Origin of the sequence: Curtobacterium sp. MCLR17_032 (assembly GCF_003234795.2) — a bacterium.
Taxonomy (GTDB): domain Bacteria; phylum Actinomycetota; class Actinomycetes; order Actinomycetales; family Microbacteriaceae; genus Curtobacterium.
On the sequence record NZ_CP126268.1, the window covers coordinates 3,517,002 to 3,529,955 of the forward strand.

The following is a 12,954-nucleotide window of genomic DNA, read 5'->3' on the forward strand; positions in this document are numbered from 1 at the left end:
CCACGCCGAATCCCGATCAGGAGAACGACGGTTCCACGGCGGATCCTGTGCGGCGAGAACCCCTGGTCAGCAGCACTTGGCCCGGTTGACCCTGGGAGGTCTGTAACGATCTCAGCTGAGGACGGGAACTCCTGCGCTACGGGACCGCAGTGCACCGGCCAGACCGGCGACCCGATCCGACTCGTGCAACGCCACCCGCTCCGCCGTGAGCAGCAGCCCGGAGACCTGCTCCGCGGTCCGTCCCGCGCTGTCGTTCCAGCGGGTCAGGTCCCGCACCCGGCCCATCCGGATGTCCGGCGCCGGGCACCACGTGACGGGCGACCCCTCGGCCGATGCGAGGGCGTGCCAGACGAGGTCCAGGGAACGCTGCACCGGCTGCGAGTGCACCGCGTGCGGCCCGCCCGCAGCGTCCACGACGGCCCCGACCAGGCACGCACCGACCAGGGGACGGCCGGCCACCTCGGTCGCGGCGGCACTCGACGCGGTCCGGGTCCGGCCCCGCTCGTCGACGTAGGCGAACCAGGCGTGCTGGATCCATCCACGGTCGACGACGGCCCGGGCCTCGGAGAGCACGCGCTGCAGGTCGGCGAGTTCGGCCAGGTCGGTGTCGAGCCGACGCAGGTGCGCAGCGGTCCGTCGGGCGGCGAGGTGCTCGAGGACCCGGCGCACCCGACCGCGTGGTGCGGTCCGGGGTGCGGGGTCGGCGTCGGTGGCGACGTCGTGCTGGACGCGGAACTCGAGGGTCATGAGGCCCCTCCCGATCTTCACGTGCACGGATGGTGTGGGGAGACGCTAACCCCGCCGTCGCGCTCGCGGTAGCCCCCGTCACCCCTCCTGCGGGAAGTGGAGCCCGGGTGCGGTCCCGTCGAGGGACAGGGTCCGGTCCGCCGCCCGGACGACGTCGCCGTCGTGTGTCGCGACGATCACGGTCGCGCCCTCGCTCCGGAGGACGTCGATCGTCTCGATGACGACTGCGGTGGTACCTGCGTCCAACGCGGCGGTCGGCTCGTCGAGCAGGACGAGACCCGGACGGCGGACGAGCACCCGGGCGAGCCCGACCCGCTGTCGTTCGCCCCCGCTCAGGGCATGCACCGGCGTGTCCATGAGGGCATCGATGCCGAGCGACGCGCATGCCTGCAGCGGCGGAGCGGGTCGGCTGACCGGGCGGTCCGGCGTCGCTCGCTGCGCGAGTGCCAGGTTCTGGCGCACGGACCATGACGGGACGAGCCCCGCGTCCTGCGACATGAAACCGACCCGGTCGCGACGGAACCGCCGCAGCCGCCGGTCGGAGAGCAGGCCGAGGTCGTTGCCGTCGACCAGGACCACTCGGGGTACCGGACGTTCGACTCCGCCGACGAGACGCAGGAACGTCGACTTGCCGACACCGCTCGCACCGGTGACCGCCGTCAGCGTGGACGGCCCGAACACCACCTCGGGGACGGCGACCAGCACACGCCCGTTCCGCGCATGCCGATGCGCCCGGACCTCCACCGTCTGCTCAGGTCGCATCCGCGTCGCCTCCGACTCCGGCGTTCCGGACCACTGCCCCGACGACGGCTCCCGACGTCGCGCACGCGAGCACCGACGCCGCGAGGAGAGCAGGAGCCGACGCAGCTCCGAGTGCCAGCGAGACTGCCGCCGCGACCCCGACGGAGGTGACGAGGACGCCGCACTCGGCGACGAGTGTCCGCGCGTGGACACGGAGCGGGCGGAGGCCCAGAGCGGTCGCCTCCCGCACCCGCATCGCGTCCGACCAGCGGAGCGTCTGCGCGCGGGTGGAGACGGCCATGGCGATCACCGCCAGCACGAGCGCCACAGCGATCGCCTCCGCCAGGGCCGTCCGCAGGAGAGCGCTCCGATGAGCGGCTGTCACCGCCGGCCAACGATGCAGCGAACCGACGGCGTCAGCCAGACCAGCGGCGCGGATGACCTGCTCCGGGTCGTCGACGTCGAGGAGCAGTTGACCGTTCGACGCAGCGGCCGTCAGGAAGTCGCCGCTCAGCAGCTCGGACGCCGCAGGGACGACAGCGATGACGGGTGCGTCCGCGAACAGGGGCGCTTCGTCCGTCGCCGCGCCGAAGGTGAAGACCGGGCGGGGGGCGTACTCGATGACCACCGGGGCGCGGGGTGCGGCGAGCGTCGGGTCGACCTCGCGCTGGAACGCGAACCACTCACGCCACTGTTCGACGACGCCCGCTGTCGACGGGACGCCGCGCTCCGGTACGAAGAGCGCCCACTCCCCGGACCTCGTGCTGGTCCGCCCCGGCCACGGCTCGGGGAGTGCGGGCTGCACACGGTCGAGGTACTCGCGGTTGACCACGAGCGTGTTGCCCACGTCCGGCTCCACGCCGCGCCCGACCGGCATGACGGGATGGCTCGCCAAGACCGACCGCCCGTCGTCGACCGTCCGGTAGAGACGAGCGAACGCCGGTGCCGCCGACTCGATCTCGTCGGGGAGCAGCGTCCCCGACAACAGCGGCGTCACGCACTGCGAGCAGTCGACGCGGGTCTCCCCCGCCAGGCGGTACTGGTCGAGCAGGACGATGCGGTCCACGAGCGGACCGGCCACGAGCGCAACACTCGTGACCGCCGTGATCCGGAGGACCGACGTGGCGAGCGCGGTACTGCCCCGCGGTCGCCAAGCGCTCCGACCGGCCCGCAGCCGTTCCGCCGCGGTGCGTGGCCAGCCCGTTGCCATCGCTCCGAGGAACAGGCCGGCGGAGGTCCAGTACGCACAAGCAGCGACCGCGAGGACGGCCGGCAGCTGTGAGCCGACCAGGACGAGCGCGGCGGCTGACCCGGCAGCGGCCGCAGCGAGCGCGACGACGATCTGACACCGCAGTGCTCGGGCGGTCTCCGCGTACCGCACCCGGGGCACACCGAGGACTTCCGCGACGCCCAGCCGACGAGCCGCCGATCTCCCACACAGCCGCCCGAGCATCATGACCGCGACGCCCGAGGCGCCGAGGGCGACCCCGACCCCGGGTCGGCCGATCGTGAACACGATCGCTGTCCACCAGCCAGCCGGTTCGTTCCGCGCGTCGACGCCCGCGCTGCGGAGCTCGGAGACGAACGCCGAAGCCTGATCCGACGACGCGGTCGAGAAGTACACACCACGCGTCGATGTCTCGCGCTCGCTGAGGACCACTGGCTGCTCAGCCACACCACCGCGGTACTCGCCGTCGCGGAAGACACGGGCGAACGCGCCCGGGTCCCCGACGACCGCGTGGACGAGCCGTCGGCCGACCCGGTCGGGGTCGGCCTGGACCCGGTAGAAGTCGATGTGGTCCTGGTCTGCCTGCTCCCGGAGCAACCGCGCGAAGTCGACGTCTTCCGGGACGTCGAGGACGACGACCACCGTGCGCGCGGTGGGGAAGGTCTGCTCGGACCGGTCGAGCGTCGCGAGCAGGGCGAGCGCGATGGCGACGGCGGCGGAGAAGGTCATCGCCACGAGGACGAGCCAGGAGGACCGATCAGGACGCATGGTGTGGAGAAGCGGCGCGCTGGCGCGTTACTTCACGCCCCAGTAGGCGGTGTTGCCGCTCGCGGTCTTGTCCCGGATGGCGCTGGCGTACGCCCCCTTGGGCTTCCAGCCGCTGTACGCACAGCGGTTCTTGCCGTCGCAGGCGGTCGCCTTGTGGGTCTTGCTGGCGTGGCTGTAGAAGGACTGGACGAAGCCGTTCGAGGTGCCGTACTCCCAGTACCCACCGCCGACACGGACGATGGACCGGGTGGATGCAGGTGCGTCAGCATCCGCCGACCCGCCCTCGGCGGCGACAGCAGGCGACGAGAGGCAGAGCGCGGCGACCAGTGACAGGCCGGCGACGGTGAGGCGCTTGTTCATGGTGATCCCTTCGTGAGCGGACCGTGCGAACATACCAACATTGCAGTTCTGGATGCCAGTAGGGATCTCGAGAGGCGCCGACGCACCGTCAGTCGTCGAGCACCGCGTCGATCGCCCGCCGCGCGACCGTGCGGAAGGACGGCTCGTCGCTGATCGCGAGCGCCGACGCGATCGACACCGCCCATCCGCGGGCACGTCCCCACGAGTGCTCGTCCAGGCTCGCATCCGCGGTGGTGACCCGGCGGCGGAAGTCGGCCCGGGCCTCCCGGTCGAGCGTCAGCCAGGCCGTCGCGAGGTCGACGGCGGAGTCCCCCGCGGTGACGTCGCCGAAGTCGACGACCGCCGACAGGTGGTCGCCCTGCGGGCCGGCCTCGACGAGCAGGTTGCAGGGGTGCAGGGGTGCAGGGGTGCAGGTCGCGATGGTAGCCGGGCGGTCGTCCGGGTTCGTGTCGTACCGTTCCCGGCATGCATGGATGGCGCACGCCCGCACGTTGGGCCAGGACCGGGCGGTGGCTGCTCGTGCCGATCGCCGTGCTCGACTGGTTCTCGCTCGTGCCGCAGCCCGTGTTCGTCGCGGCCTTCGCGCTCGCGGTCGTGGGGCTGGTCGGCATGGGGGCGGCACTCGTGGTCCGGATGCTCGGCGGACGCCGGGGTGCGATGGCTGCCCTCGGGGTCGTGCTGCTGCTCGGCGGGTTGGCGATGTTCGGGCTCGACCCGTTCCCGGGCTCGGTGCCGTTCCTGGACCCGTGGTGGCCGCAGATCGTCACGCAGCCGCAGCACGTCACCAGTGCGTACTGGCAGCTCGCGGGGCTCGGGGTCGTGCTCACCGGGTTCGGGATGCTCGCGACCCTGCTCGTCGCGGCGTTCGCCGGGAAGCCCGGCACGTCGTACCGCTGACGCGTCCGGCCGGGGTCCGGTGGTCAGCGCCGGGTGACGACCACGAGCGTCAGGTCCGTCGCCGGGTCGCCCTCGGGCAGCAGCGCGCGGACGTGCTCGACGGCCGCCGCCCCGTCCGGCTGCGCGGCGACGAGGGCTGCGATCGCCTCGGGCCCCTCGACTCCGGGCACGGTCGCCCAGGCATCAGAAGCCAGGACGAGCCGGTCACCGGCAGCGAGGTCGACCGACAGCGTCGAGCGGGACCCGGGTGCGGACGCGGTGCCGAGCCCGACGGGCAGCTCCGTGGAGCGGACCGGTCGGACACTGCCGTCGGCCGCGACCACCACCGCGGTGCCGAGTCCGGCGTCGACCAGGTCGACGTGCCCGGTGGTCGGGTCGAGGCGCGCGTGCACCAGCTCGGCCACCGCGTCGGCGACCCGCAGGTCGGGGGCGACCTGGGCCTCCAGTCCGGCGATCGCCTCGGTGATCGGCAGTCGCGTCCGGGCGGCGAGGGCACCGCGCACGTCGGCGGCCAGGAGGGCCGACACACGTCCGGCGACCACCGCGCCGACCGTCAGGTGCAGGCTGCCGTCGGGGGCGATCCGCCAGTCGGTGAGGCCGCCACCGCCGTCCGGACGCTGGACAGCGAGCGTCGCCATTTCGTGCCCCGGGACGTCGAGTGGATCCGGCACCAGTGCCTCCCGTACCTTGGCGAGCCGGTCGCGTTCGATCGCGTAGCCGAGCTCGCGTTCGGCCCACCTCGCCAGGTCCCGGAGCAGCGCCAGGTCCGTCGCCGAGAACGTGCGCGGCTCGGCGTCCATGATGCAGAGCGTGCCGACGCGGGTGCCGTCGTGCATCGACAGCGGCGCTCCGGCGTAGAAGCGGATGCCGTGCTCGGCGACGGCCGGGGTGTGCGCGAAGCGGGGGTCGAGCCTGGCGTCCGGGATCACCATCGGCTCCGGCGTGAGCACGGTGGTGGCGCAGAACTGCTCGTTCGCCGGCACGCTCGTGCCCTGGTTCCACCCGTAGGTCGACTGCGTGGTCACCAGGTCGCCGTGCACCAGGTTGAGGAAGGTCAGCGGGACCCCGAACGCGTCGTGGGTCATCCGGGTGATCCGGTCGAAGCGCTCCTCGGGGCCGGCACCCAGGACGTCGAGCGCCTCGATGAGGGCCGTGCGGTGGTCGACGTCCTGCGGTCCGGTCATCCCCCCTGTCTACGCGAAGCGTCGTCCAGGAACCAGTCCCTCGGGTGGGGGTCTGCGGTGAGCTGGCGGCGCGGACCGGTCGGTGCGGCCCACCCGGCGGCGTTCGCCAGGACCCGCTGGATGTCGGGGTGGTGGTACACCGGGTACTCCTGGTCGCCGGGCGAGAAGTAGAACACCCGACCGAGTCCGCGGCGGTAGGCGACGCCGGAGCGGAACACCTCGCCGCCGGCGAACGTCGACAGGAAGACCTCTTCGTCCGGGCGCGGGATGTCGAAGTACTCGCCGTACATCTCCTGGCGGTCGATGACGATCGGGTGCGGGACCCCGGCGGCGATCGGGTGCTCGGGCGCGATCGTCCAGACCAGCTCGCGCTCGCCGTCGTTGCGCCACTTCAGCGAGCAGGTCGTCCCCATCAGCCGGGTGAACGGCTTCGAGTAGTGGCCGGAGTGCAGCACGACCAGGCCCATGCCGGCGTGCACGTGGCGGACGACCCGGTCGACGACCTCGTCCGCGACCTCGTCGTGGGCGATGTGGCCCCACCAGAACAGGACGTCGGTCGCGGCCAGACGTTCCTCGGTCAGCCCGTGTTCGGGTTCCTGCAGCGTGGCGGTCGTGACGGTGTCGGCGGAGGTGAGTCGTGCCTCCAGGCCGGCGGCGACCACGGTGTGGATGCCGTCGGGGTAGTGCTCGCGGACGGTCTCGTCACCGCGGGTCTCGTGGACGTTCTCGTTCCAGACGACGATGTTCACCGGACGACCTCCACTTCGTGACCGGCCTGCGCCGAGGCGTAGACGGCGTCGACGACCCGGGTGCGGTGCAGCGCGAACTCGCCGTGGTGGCCCTCGTGTGCACCCGAGCGGATGGTGGCGAGGAACTCCTCGATGACCCGCTGGTGGTGGCCGGCCGGCACGTGCACGGCGGGACGGGTGACCGCGGGGACGCCGTCGATGTCGGAGTACAGCTCGACGGTGCCCTCGGTGGCGTAGTTCCGGACGAACAGCCGGGCGCCGCCGGTGGACCCGAGGAGCTCGACCTCGATGTCCTCGTCGTCCTTGGAGTACGACGCCCACGAGGCCTGCAGCTGCAGGCTCGAGCCGTCCTCGAAGCGGAGCAGGGCGTTCGCGAAGTCCTCGACGTCGAACGGGCGACCGGTCGCGTCGGAGACGGGGCCGCCGCCGGTGCTGCCACCGCGTCCGGCGGTGCCGAGTTCGTTGTACGCGACGGCGCTGACGGCCACGACCCGGGGTTCCCCCATCAGGTACATCGCGATGTCGAGCACGTGCGAGCCGAGGTCGATGAGCGGGCCCCCGCCGGCCGCGTCCTTGTTCGTGAACCACGACGTGATCCCGGGGATGCCGGCGCGTCGACGCCAGCTCGCGCGGGCGTGGTAGACGTGCCCGAGCGGACCGTCCTGCCCGTCGACGGGGCGGACGTGGTCGGCCAGGAACTGCACGTCGGCACGGCGGCGGTGGTTGTAGGCGACCTCGAGCACACGGTCGTTCGCGACGGCGGCGTCGACCATGGCCTGGGCCTCGGCGCCGGTGGTCGCCAGGGGCTTCTCGCAGAAGACGTGTTTGCCGCTCTCGAGTGCGGCGATGGCGATCGGGGCGTGCAGGGAGTTCGGCACGCCGATCGACACGATGTCCAGGTCGTCCCGGGCGACCAGGTCCTGCCAGTCCGGGTACGTGTGCGGCACGTGGCGGGACTCGGCGAGCTCGTGGAGCCGCTCGGTCTCCTTGCCCGCGAGTGCCACCACCTCGGTGCCGGGGAGTGCGGTGTAGGCGTCGAGGTGCGTCGTCCCGGCGTACCCGAGCCCGACCACCCCCACGCGCAGCGTCTTCGATGCGTCCGTCGTCTGCGACATGTCGACCACGCTACCGAGAAACGGGTCGAATCGATACGAGGAACCGGGGGTGGTGTTTTCTGATCGTTTGACCTACCTTCAGATCACATTCGCGCAGGTTCCGACACCAGGGGGTGTCGATCCGCACCTGCGCCGAGGTCAGGGGCTCGTCCGATGCAGCACCGCACCATCACCACCGCCGCACTCGCGGCCGTGATCGCACTCGCCGTGCCGACGAACGCGTGGGCGTCGTCGTCACACAGCGACCACCACCCGGCGCCGACCAGCTCCACCGTGTCGTACACGGCGAGCGACGCCGTCATCCCGAACCCCCAGCGCGGGTTCGACCACACCACCGAGACGCACTACCGCGCCGACGGCAGCGGCTACACCCCGCTCGACGCCGGCACCCTGCAGGGCTACCGCGCCGACGGCGTCACCCAGATCGTCCGGGTGTTCTACATGGAGGCGTTCGTCGACCAGCGGCGCCTCAGCCCCGCCTGGCTGCAGCTGGTGCAGCACGACTACGACACCGCGCGAGCCGCCGGCGTCAGCGTGATCACCCGCTTCGCCTACGTCCAGGGCGGCAGCTACCCGTACTCGGCTCCGTACGGCGACGCCGACCTGCCGACGGTGCTCGCACACATCAAGCAGCTCACGCCGACCCTCCGCCGGAACGCCGATGTGATCCCGACCCTGCAGGAGGGCTTCATCGGCCTCTGGGGCGAGGGCTACTACACCGACCACTTCGCCAGCGACCCGGCCAACCCCGGCGTGCTGACCGAGGCGGACAAGGACGCCCGACGCCAGGTGATCCAGGCCGAGCTGGCAGCCCTGCCGTCCAGCCGCTCCATCCAGGTCCGCACCATGCAGATGAAGCAGGACGCGCTCCGCACCACCTCGGGCGCCGCCGGGGCACTCACGCCGCGGCAGGCGCACGACGGGTCGGCCGCGTCCAGGATCGGTCACCACAACGACTGCTTCCTGGCCTCGCCCGACGACTTCGGCACCTTCCTGACCGACCCGCTGTCGCTCGACCAGGACTACCTGGCCGCCGACTCGCGGTACGTCCCGGTCGGCGGGGAGACCTGCGCCGTGAACGCGCCGCGGTCCGAGTACCCGTCCGCCTCGGCCGAGATGGCGAAGTACCACTACAGCTACCTCAACCTGGACTACAACAAGGACGTCCTGTCGACCTGGGGTCAGGACGGCATGACCGACGCGGCGAAGAAGCTCGGCTACCGGTTCACGCTGACCTCGAGCACGGTGACCTCCGGCAAGCACGCGGCGGTCTCGGTGTCCGTGCGGAACGACGGCTGGGCAGCGCCGTACAACCACCGCCCGGTCCAGCTCGTCCTGACCAACGGCCACCGACACGTCACCGTTCCCGTCCGTGCCGACGCGTCCTCGTGGCAGCCGGGCACGACGGCGACCGTCACCGCCTCGCTCCGTGGGGTGCCGACCGGCAAGTGGGACGTCGCCCTCGCGATGCCCGCCGCCGAGCGGTCCGTCTCCCGCGACCCGGCCTTCGCGATCCAGACCGCGAACGTCGGCACGTGGGACGCCACGACCGGCGTGAACCGTCTCGGGCAGGTGGTGACCGTCCGGCGCTGAGCGTCGTGATCGTCGTCGGCCGTCGCTGACGCCAGGACGCCCCGGGCACAACGGCCCGGGGCGTCCTGGCGTGCGGCGGCCGTCCACCCGTCTTCCACCCGGCGTCCGCCACGATGGGGGCCATGACCCCTCGATCCCTGTTCCGCGGCCTCGCGATCGCCGAACTCGTGACCTGGACCCTGCTGCTGGTGGGCATGCTGCTGAAGTACGGCCTGGGTGCCGGTGACTGGCCGGTCCGGGTCGGTGGCGGAGTGCACGGCTTCGTGTTCCTGGCGTACCTCGTCGTCACGACGGTCGTCGCGGTGAACCAGCGGTGGTCGTTCGGCGCGACGGTCCTCGGCTGGGTGAGTGCGATCGTGCCGTACACGACGCTGCCGTTCGAGGTCGGTGTCGCCCGCCGCGGCATGCTCGACGGTGGGTGGCGTCGCGGCCCCGAGGCCGGGGAGCGCCCGGGTCCGCTCGATCGGCTGCTCTTCGTCGTGGTGGCGCACCCGTTCCTGGCCGCGGCGATCGGGGTGGTCCTGGTGGCGCTCGTCTTCGTGGTGCTGCTGACGATCGGCCCGCCGGTCCCGTCGCGCTGACGGGTCGCGACCGGTTCGGTCGCGCGGCAGCACCACAGACGGACGGGAGGCCCGGTGCCAGCTGGCACCGGGCCTCCCGTCCGTCGTGTGGTCGCGCCTACAGGCTGGCGAGCGCCGCGTTCAGCGTCGCCGACGGACGCATGACCGCACTGGTCTTGGCGTCGTCGGGCCGGTAGTAGCCGCCGATGTCCGCCGGGTGACCCTGCACCGCGACGAGTTCCTCGACGATGGTGTCCTCGTGCTCGGCGAGGGTCGTCGCGAGACCCTGGAACGCCGCGGCGAGCTCGGTGTCCTGGGTCTGCGCAGCGAGCTCTTCGGCCCAGTACTTCGCCAGGTAGAAGTGGCTGCCACGGTTGTCGATCGAGCCGAGCTTGCGGCCCGGGGACTTGTCCTCGTCGAGGAAGGTGCCGGTCGCGCGGTCGAGCGTGTCCGCCAGGACCTTCGCCCGGGCGTTGCCGGTGACGCCGGCCAGGTGCTCGAGGCTGACCGCGAGGGCCAGGAACTCGCCCAGGCTGTCCCAGCGCAGGTAGTTCTGCTGCACGAGCTGCTGGACGTGCTTCGGTGCGGAGCCGCCGGCACCGGTCTCGAACAGGCCGCCACCGCCGAGGAGCGGGACGACGGAGAGCATCTTCGCCGAGGTGCCGAGCTCCATGATCGGGAACAGGTCGGTCAGGTAGTCGCGCAGGACGTTGCCGGTGACGGAGATGGTGTCCTCGCCACGGCGGATCCGGTCGAGGGAGAAGCGCATGGCGTCCTCCGGCGACAGGATCTCGATCTGCAGGCCGTCGGTGTCGTGCTCCTGCAGGTACGTGCGGACCAGGCCGATCAGGACCGCGTCGTGGGCGCGGGTCTCGTCGAGCCAGAACACGGCGGGGGAACCGGTGGCGCGGGCGCGGGTGACGGCGAGCTTCACCCAGTCGCGGATCGCGATGTCCTTGGTCTGGCAGGCACGCCAGATGTCGCCCTGCTCGACGTCGTGCTCGAGGACGGTCTCGCCGGCGGCGTTCGTGACACGGACGACGCCGTCGCCCGGCAGCTCGAAGGTCTTGTCGTGCGAGCCGTACTCCTCGGCCTTGAGCGCCATGAGTCCGACGTTCGGCACCGAGCCCATGGTCGCCGGGTCGAAGGCGCCGTGGGCACGGCAGTCCTCGATGACGGCCTGGTAGATGCCGGCGTAGCTGGAGTCCGGGATGACCGCGACGGTGTCGTGCTCGTCGCCGTCCGGGCCCCACATGTGGCCGGAGGTGCGGATCATCGCGGGCATCGAGGCGTCCACGATGACGTCGCTCGGGACGTGCAGGTTCGTGATGCCCTTGTCGGAGTCGACCATGGCGAGGTCGGGGCCGGCGTCGATGCCGTCCTGGAACGCCCGCTTGATCTCGGCGCCGTTCGGCAGCGCGTCGAGTCCGGCGTAGATCGAGCCCAGGCCGTCGTTCGGGGTGAGCCCGGCGGCGGCGAGGTCGGCGCCGTACCGCGCGAACACGTCGGGGAAGAACGCCCGGATGACGTGCCCGAAGATGATCGGGTCCGAGACCTTCATCATCGTGGCCTTGAGGTGGACCGAGAACAGCAGGTCCTCGTCCGCGGCGCGCTGGATCTGCTTCTGCAGGAACTGCTCGAGCGCGGCGACGTGCAGCACGGTGCCGTCCACGACCTCGCCGGAGACGACGGGGATCGACTGCTTGAGCACCTGCTCGCTGCCGTCCTGCCCGACGAAGGTGATCGTCAGGGTGTCGTCGGCCGGGGCGACCCAGGACTTCTCGTTGGAGCGGAAGTCGTCGACGCCCATCGTGACGACGTTCGTCTTCGAGTCCGAGCTCCACTTGCCCATGCGGTGCGGGTGCTTGCGGGCGTAGTTCTTCACCGACAGGGGCGCACGACGGTCCGAGTTGCCTTCGCGCAGCACCGGGTTGACAGCACTGCCCTTGACGCGGTCGTAGCGGGCGCGGGCGTCGCGCTCGTCGTCGGTGGTCGGCTCGTCGGGGTAGTCCGGCAGGTCGTAGCCCTGCGACTGCAGTTCGGCGATGGCGACCTTGAGCTGCGGGATCGAGGCCGAGATGTTCGGCAGCTTGATGATGTTGGCCTCGGGCGTCCCGGCGAGCTCGCCGAGTTCGGCCAGGGCGTCGTCCAGGCGCTGCTCAGCACTGAGCCGCTCCGGGAACAGGGCGATGATGCGGCCCGACAGCGAGATGTCGCGGGTCTCGACCTCGACGCCCGCGGTCTTCGCGAAGGACGCGATGACGGGCAGGAAGGAGTGGGTGGCGAGGAACGGGGCCTCGTCGGTGAGCGTGTAGATGATCTTGGCCATGCTGGCGGGTACTCCCTTGTTCGCGCGGTCCGTGCCCCCCACGCTACTCGCGGCGTGAGATGTCTCGACATCAAGATACCCGTCCTGTGGAGGAGCGCCAGTGATCCCCGGACCTGTGGAGGAAGCGACCAGCCGTGTCCGCCGCGGAACGCTCAGACCGTCAGGCGGAACACCCGGAGCCCGGCCGCCCGCAGACCGGCCGTACCGAGCCGGGTGCGTAGGTTCCGGAAGGGCCGACGGAACCCCGACCAGGCCCTCGCCGCACCGAGCTGGTGCAGGACCTCGGCGGTCAGGGCGCGCTCGAGCTTCGGGGCCAGTCGGGTCACCCGCGACACGGTGATCACGATGCGCACCGCACCCGGCCGGAGCAGGGGTTCGAGGAGCTCGGCCGCTTCCTGCGCCCGGTGGAACGCGGGGTCCTCGCCGGGCCGGCGGATCGCGATGACCGCGAGCTCCGCATCGGCGGTCTCGTGCAGCTCCGGCACGTCGTCGACACCGACCACGCGCATCCGCGCTGCATCGACTCCGGCACGGACGGCAGCGGCCCGCAGGATCGGGAGCAGGTCCTGGGTGCCGGCGAGCACGACCTCCGCCGACCGCAGGTCGATGGGTTCGTGCCGCTCCCGCGGCGATCGGGACATGAGGGGTCCTCTCCGTCGCTCGTCTCGACACTACTGATCCAC

General features: G+C 71.6%; 13 protein-coding genes. 3 read left to right on the forward strand and 10 right to left on the reverse strand.

Features of this window, described 5'->3' with window-relative positions; all coding sequences use genetic code 11:
* Positions 1 to 111: 111 nt before the first annotated feature.
* The 5 genes from DEI97_RS16720 to DEI97_RS16740 form a co-directional block, all read right to left on the reverse strand.
* A complete protein-coding gene (locus tag DEI97_RS16720) occupies positions 112 to 747 on the reverse strand; it encodes a DUF6197 family protein (RefSeq protein ID WP_111074060.1) in 636 nt (211 codons plus the stop codon).
* A gap of 78 nt (positions 748 to 825) precedes the next feature.
* Positions 826 to 1,509: an ATP-binding cassette domain-containing protein gene (locus DEI97_RS16725; RefSeq protein ID WP_111074061.1), complete on the reverse strand. Its 684-nt coding sequence runs from the start codon at positions 1,507 to 1,509 to the stop codon at positions 826 to 828.
* Positions 1,499 to 3,484, reverse strand: coding sequence for a bacteriocin-associated integral membrane family protein (locus tag DEI97_RS16730; protein ID WP_146248071.1), 1,986 nt, complete (start codon positions 3,482 to 3,484; stop codon positions 1,499 to 1,501). Before DEI97_RS16730 ends, DEI97_RS16725 begins: the two co-directional genes overlap by 11 nt.
* A 27-nt stretch (positions 3,485 to 3,511) precedes the next feature.
* Positions 3,512 to 3,844 carry a lactococcin 972 family bacteriocin gene (locus DEI97_RS16735; RefSeq protein WP_181439156.1) on the reverse strand — a complete coding sequence of 111 codons (333 nt, stop codon included), beginning with the start codon at positions 3,842 to 3,844 and terminating at the stop codon, positions 3,512 to 3,514.
* Between the two features lie 88 nt (positions 3,845 to 3,932).
* Entirely contained in the window at positions 3,933 to 4,466 is a 534-nt protein-coding gene (locus DEI97_RS16740; RefSeq protein WP_349814966.1) for a phosphotransferase, read from the reverse strand.
* On the opposite strand from DEI97_RS16740, the gene DEI97_RS16745 reads away from it, so the two are divergent.
* Complete coding sequence (locus tag DEI97_RS16745; RefSeq protein WP_146248072.1) at positions 4,454 to 4,741, forward strand: hypothetical protein; 288 nt, start codon at positions 4,454 to 4,456, stop codon at positions 4,739 to 4,741. The genes DEI97_RS16740 and DEI97_RS16745 overlap by 13 nt on opposite strands.
* Positions 4,742 to 4,764: 23 nt before the next feature.
* On the opposite strand, the gene DEI97_RS16750 is transcribed toward DEI97_RS16745, so the two are convergent.
* Genes DEI97_RS16750 through DEI97_RS16760 form a run of 3 tightly spaced genes read right to left on the reverse strand, consistent with a single transcriptional unit; the run spans position 4,765 to position 7,789 of the window.
* Positions 4,765 to 5,925, reverse strand: a complete 1,161-nt coding sequence (locus DEI97_RS16750) for a PP2C family protein-serine/threonine phosphatase (protein ID WP_111074066.1) — start codon at positions 5,923 to 5,925, stop codon at positions 4,765 to 4,767.
* The gene (locus DEI97_RS16755) at positions 5,922 to 6,674 is read right to left on the reverse strand and encodes a ThuA domain-containing protein (RefSeq protein WP_111074067.1); all 753 of its coding nucleotides are present in this window, start codon (positions 6,672 to 6,674) and stop codon (positions 5,922 to 5,924) included. The genes DEI97_RS16750 and DEI97_RS16755 overlap by 4 nt, the downstream gene beginning before the upstream one ends.
* Positions 6,671 to 7,789: a Gfo/Idh/MocA family protein gene (locus DEI97_RS16760; RefSeq protein WP_111074203.1), complete on the reverse strand. Its 1,119-nt coding sequence runs from the start codon at positions 7,787 to 7,789 to the stop codon at positions 6,671 to 6,673. Before DEI97_RS16760 ends, DEI97_RS16755 begins: the two co-directional genes overlap by 4 nt.
* Positions 7,790 to 7,942: 153 nt before the next feature.
* Between DEI97_RS16760 and DEI97_RS16765 the strand changes: the two genes are divergently transcribed.
* Together DEI97_RS16765 and DEI97_RS16770 are read left to right on the forward strand one after the other, a co-directional pair.
* Positions 7,943 to 9,382 (forward strand): DUF4832 domain-containing protein, encoded by a 1,440-nt coding sequence (locus tag DEI97_RS16765; protein ID WP_111074068.1) that lies wholly within the window; start codon positions 7,943 to 7,945, stop codon positions 9,380 to 9,382.
* 122 nt (positions 9,383 to 9,504) lie between these two features.
* Entirely contained in the window at positions 9,505 to 9,963 is a 459-nt protein-coding gene (locus DEI97_RS16770) for a DUF3817 domain-containing protein (RefSeq protein ID WP_111074069.1), read from the forward strand.
* A gap of 97 nt (positions 9,964 to 10,060) precedes the next feature.
* On the opposite strand, the gene DEI97_RS16775 is transcribed toward DEI97_RS16770, so the two are convergent.
* The gene (locus DEI97_RS16775; RefSeq protein WP_111074070.1) at positions 10,061 to 12,271 is read right to left on the reverse strand and encodes an NADP-dependent isocitrate dehydrogenase; all 2,211 of its coding nucleotides are present in this window, start codon (positions 12,269 to 12,271) and stop codon (positions 10,061 to 10,063) included.
* A 152-nt stretch (positions 12,272 to 12,423) separates the two neighbouring features.
* Positions 12,424 to 12,912, reverse strand: coding sequence for a hypothetical protein (locus DEI97_RS16780; protein WP_111074071.1), 489 nt, complete (start codon positions 12,910 to 12,912; stop codon positions 12,424 to 12,426).
* Between the last annotated feature and the right edge of the window lie 42 nt (positions 12,913 to 12,954).

What these genes read in the sequence shown, in the direction of transcription:
- DEI97_RS16720 (WP_111074060.1), bottom strand. Translation starts at nt 747, where the DNA reads ATGACCCTCGAGTTCCGCGTCCAGCACGACGTCGCCACCGACGCCGAC.
- DEI97_RS16725 (WP_111074061.1), bottom strand. Translation starts at nt 1,509, where the DNA reads ATGCGACCTGAGCAGACGGTGGAGGTCCGGGCGCATCGGCATGCGCGG.
- DEI97_RS16730 (WP_146248071.1), bottom strand. Translation starts at nt 3,484, where the DNA reads ATGCGTCCTGATCGGTCCTCCTGGCTCGTCCTCGTGGCGATGACCTTC.
- DEI97_RS16735 (WP_181439156.1), bottom strand. Translation starts at nt 3,844, where the DNA reads ATGAACAAGCGCCTCACCGTCGCCGGCCTGTCACTGGTCGCCGCGCTC.
- DEI97_RS16745 (WP_146248072.1), top strand. Translation starts at nt 4,454, where the DNA reads ATGGGGGCGGCACTCGTGGTCCGGATGCTCGGCGGACGCCGGGGTGCG.
- DEI97_RS16750 (WP_111074066.1), bottom strand. Translation starts at nt 5,925, where the DNA reads ATGACCGGACCGCAGGACGTCGACCACCGCACGGCCCTCATCGAGGCG.
- DEI97_RS16760 (WP_111074203.1), bottom strand. Translation starts at nt 7,789, where the DNA reads ATGTCGCAGACGACGGACGCATCGAAGACGCTGCGCGTGGGGGTGGTC.
- DEI97_RS16765 (WP_111074068.1), top strand. Translation starts at nt 7,943, where the DNA reads ATGCAGCACCGCACCATCACCACCGCCGCACTCGCGGCCGTGATCGCA.
- DEI97_RS16770 (WP_111074069.1), top strand. Translation starts at nt 9,505, where the DNA reads ATGACCCCTCGATCCCTGTTCCGCGGCCTCGCGATCGCCGAACTCGTG.
- DEI97_RS16775 (WP_111074070.1), bottom strand. Translation starts at nt 12,271, where the DNA reads ATGGCCAAGATCATCTACACGCTCACCGACGAGGCCCCGTTCCTCGCC.
- DEI97_RS16780 (WP_111074071.1), bottom strand. Translation starts at nt 12,912, where the DNA reads ATGTCCCGATCGCCGCGGGAGCGGCACGAACCCATCGACCTGCGGTCG.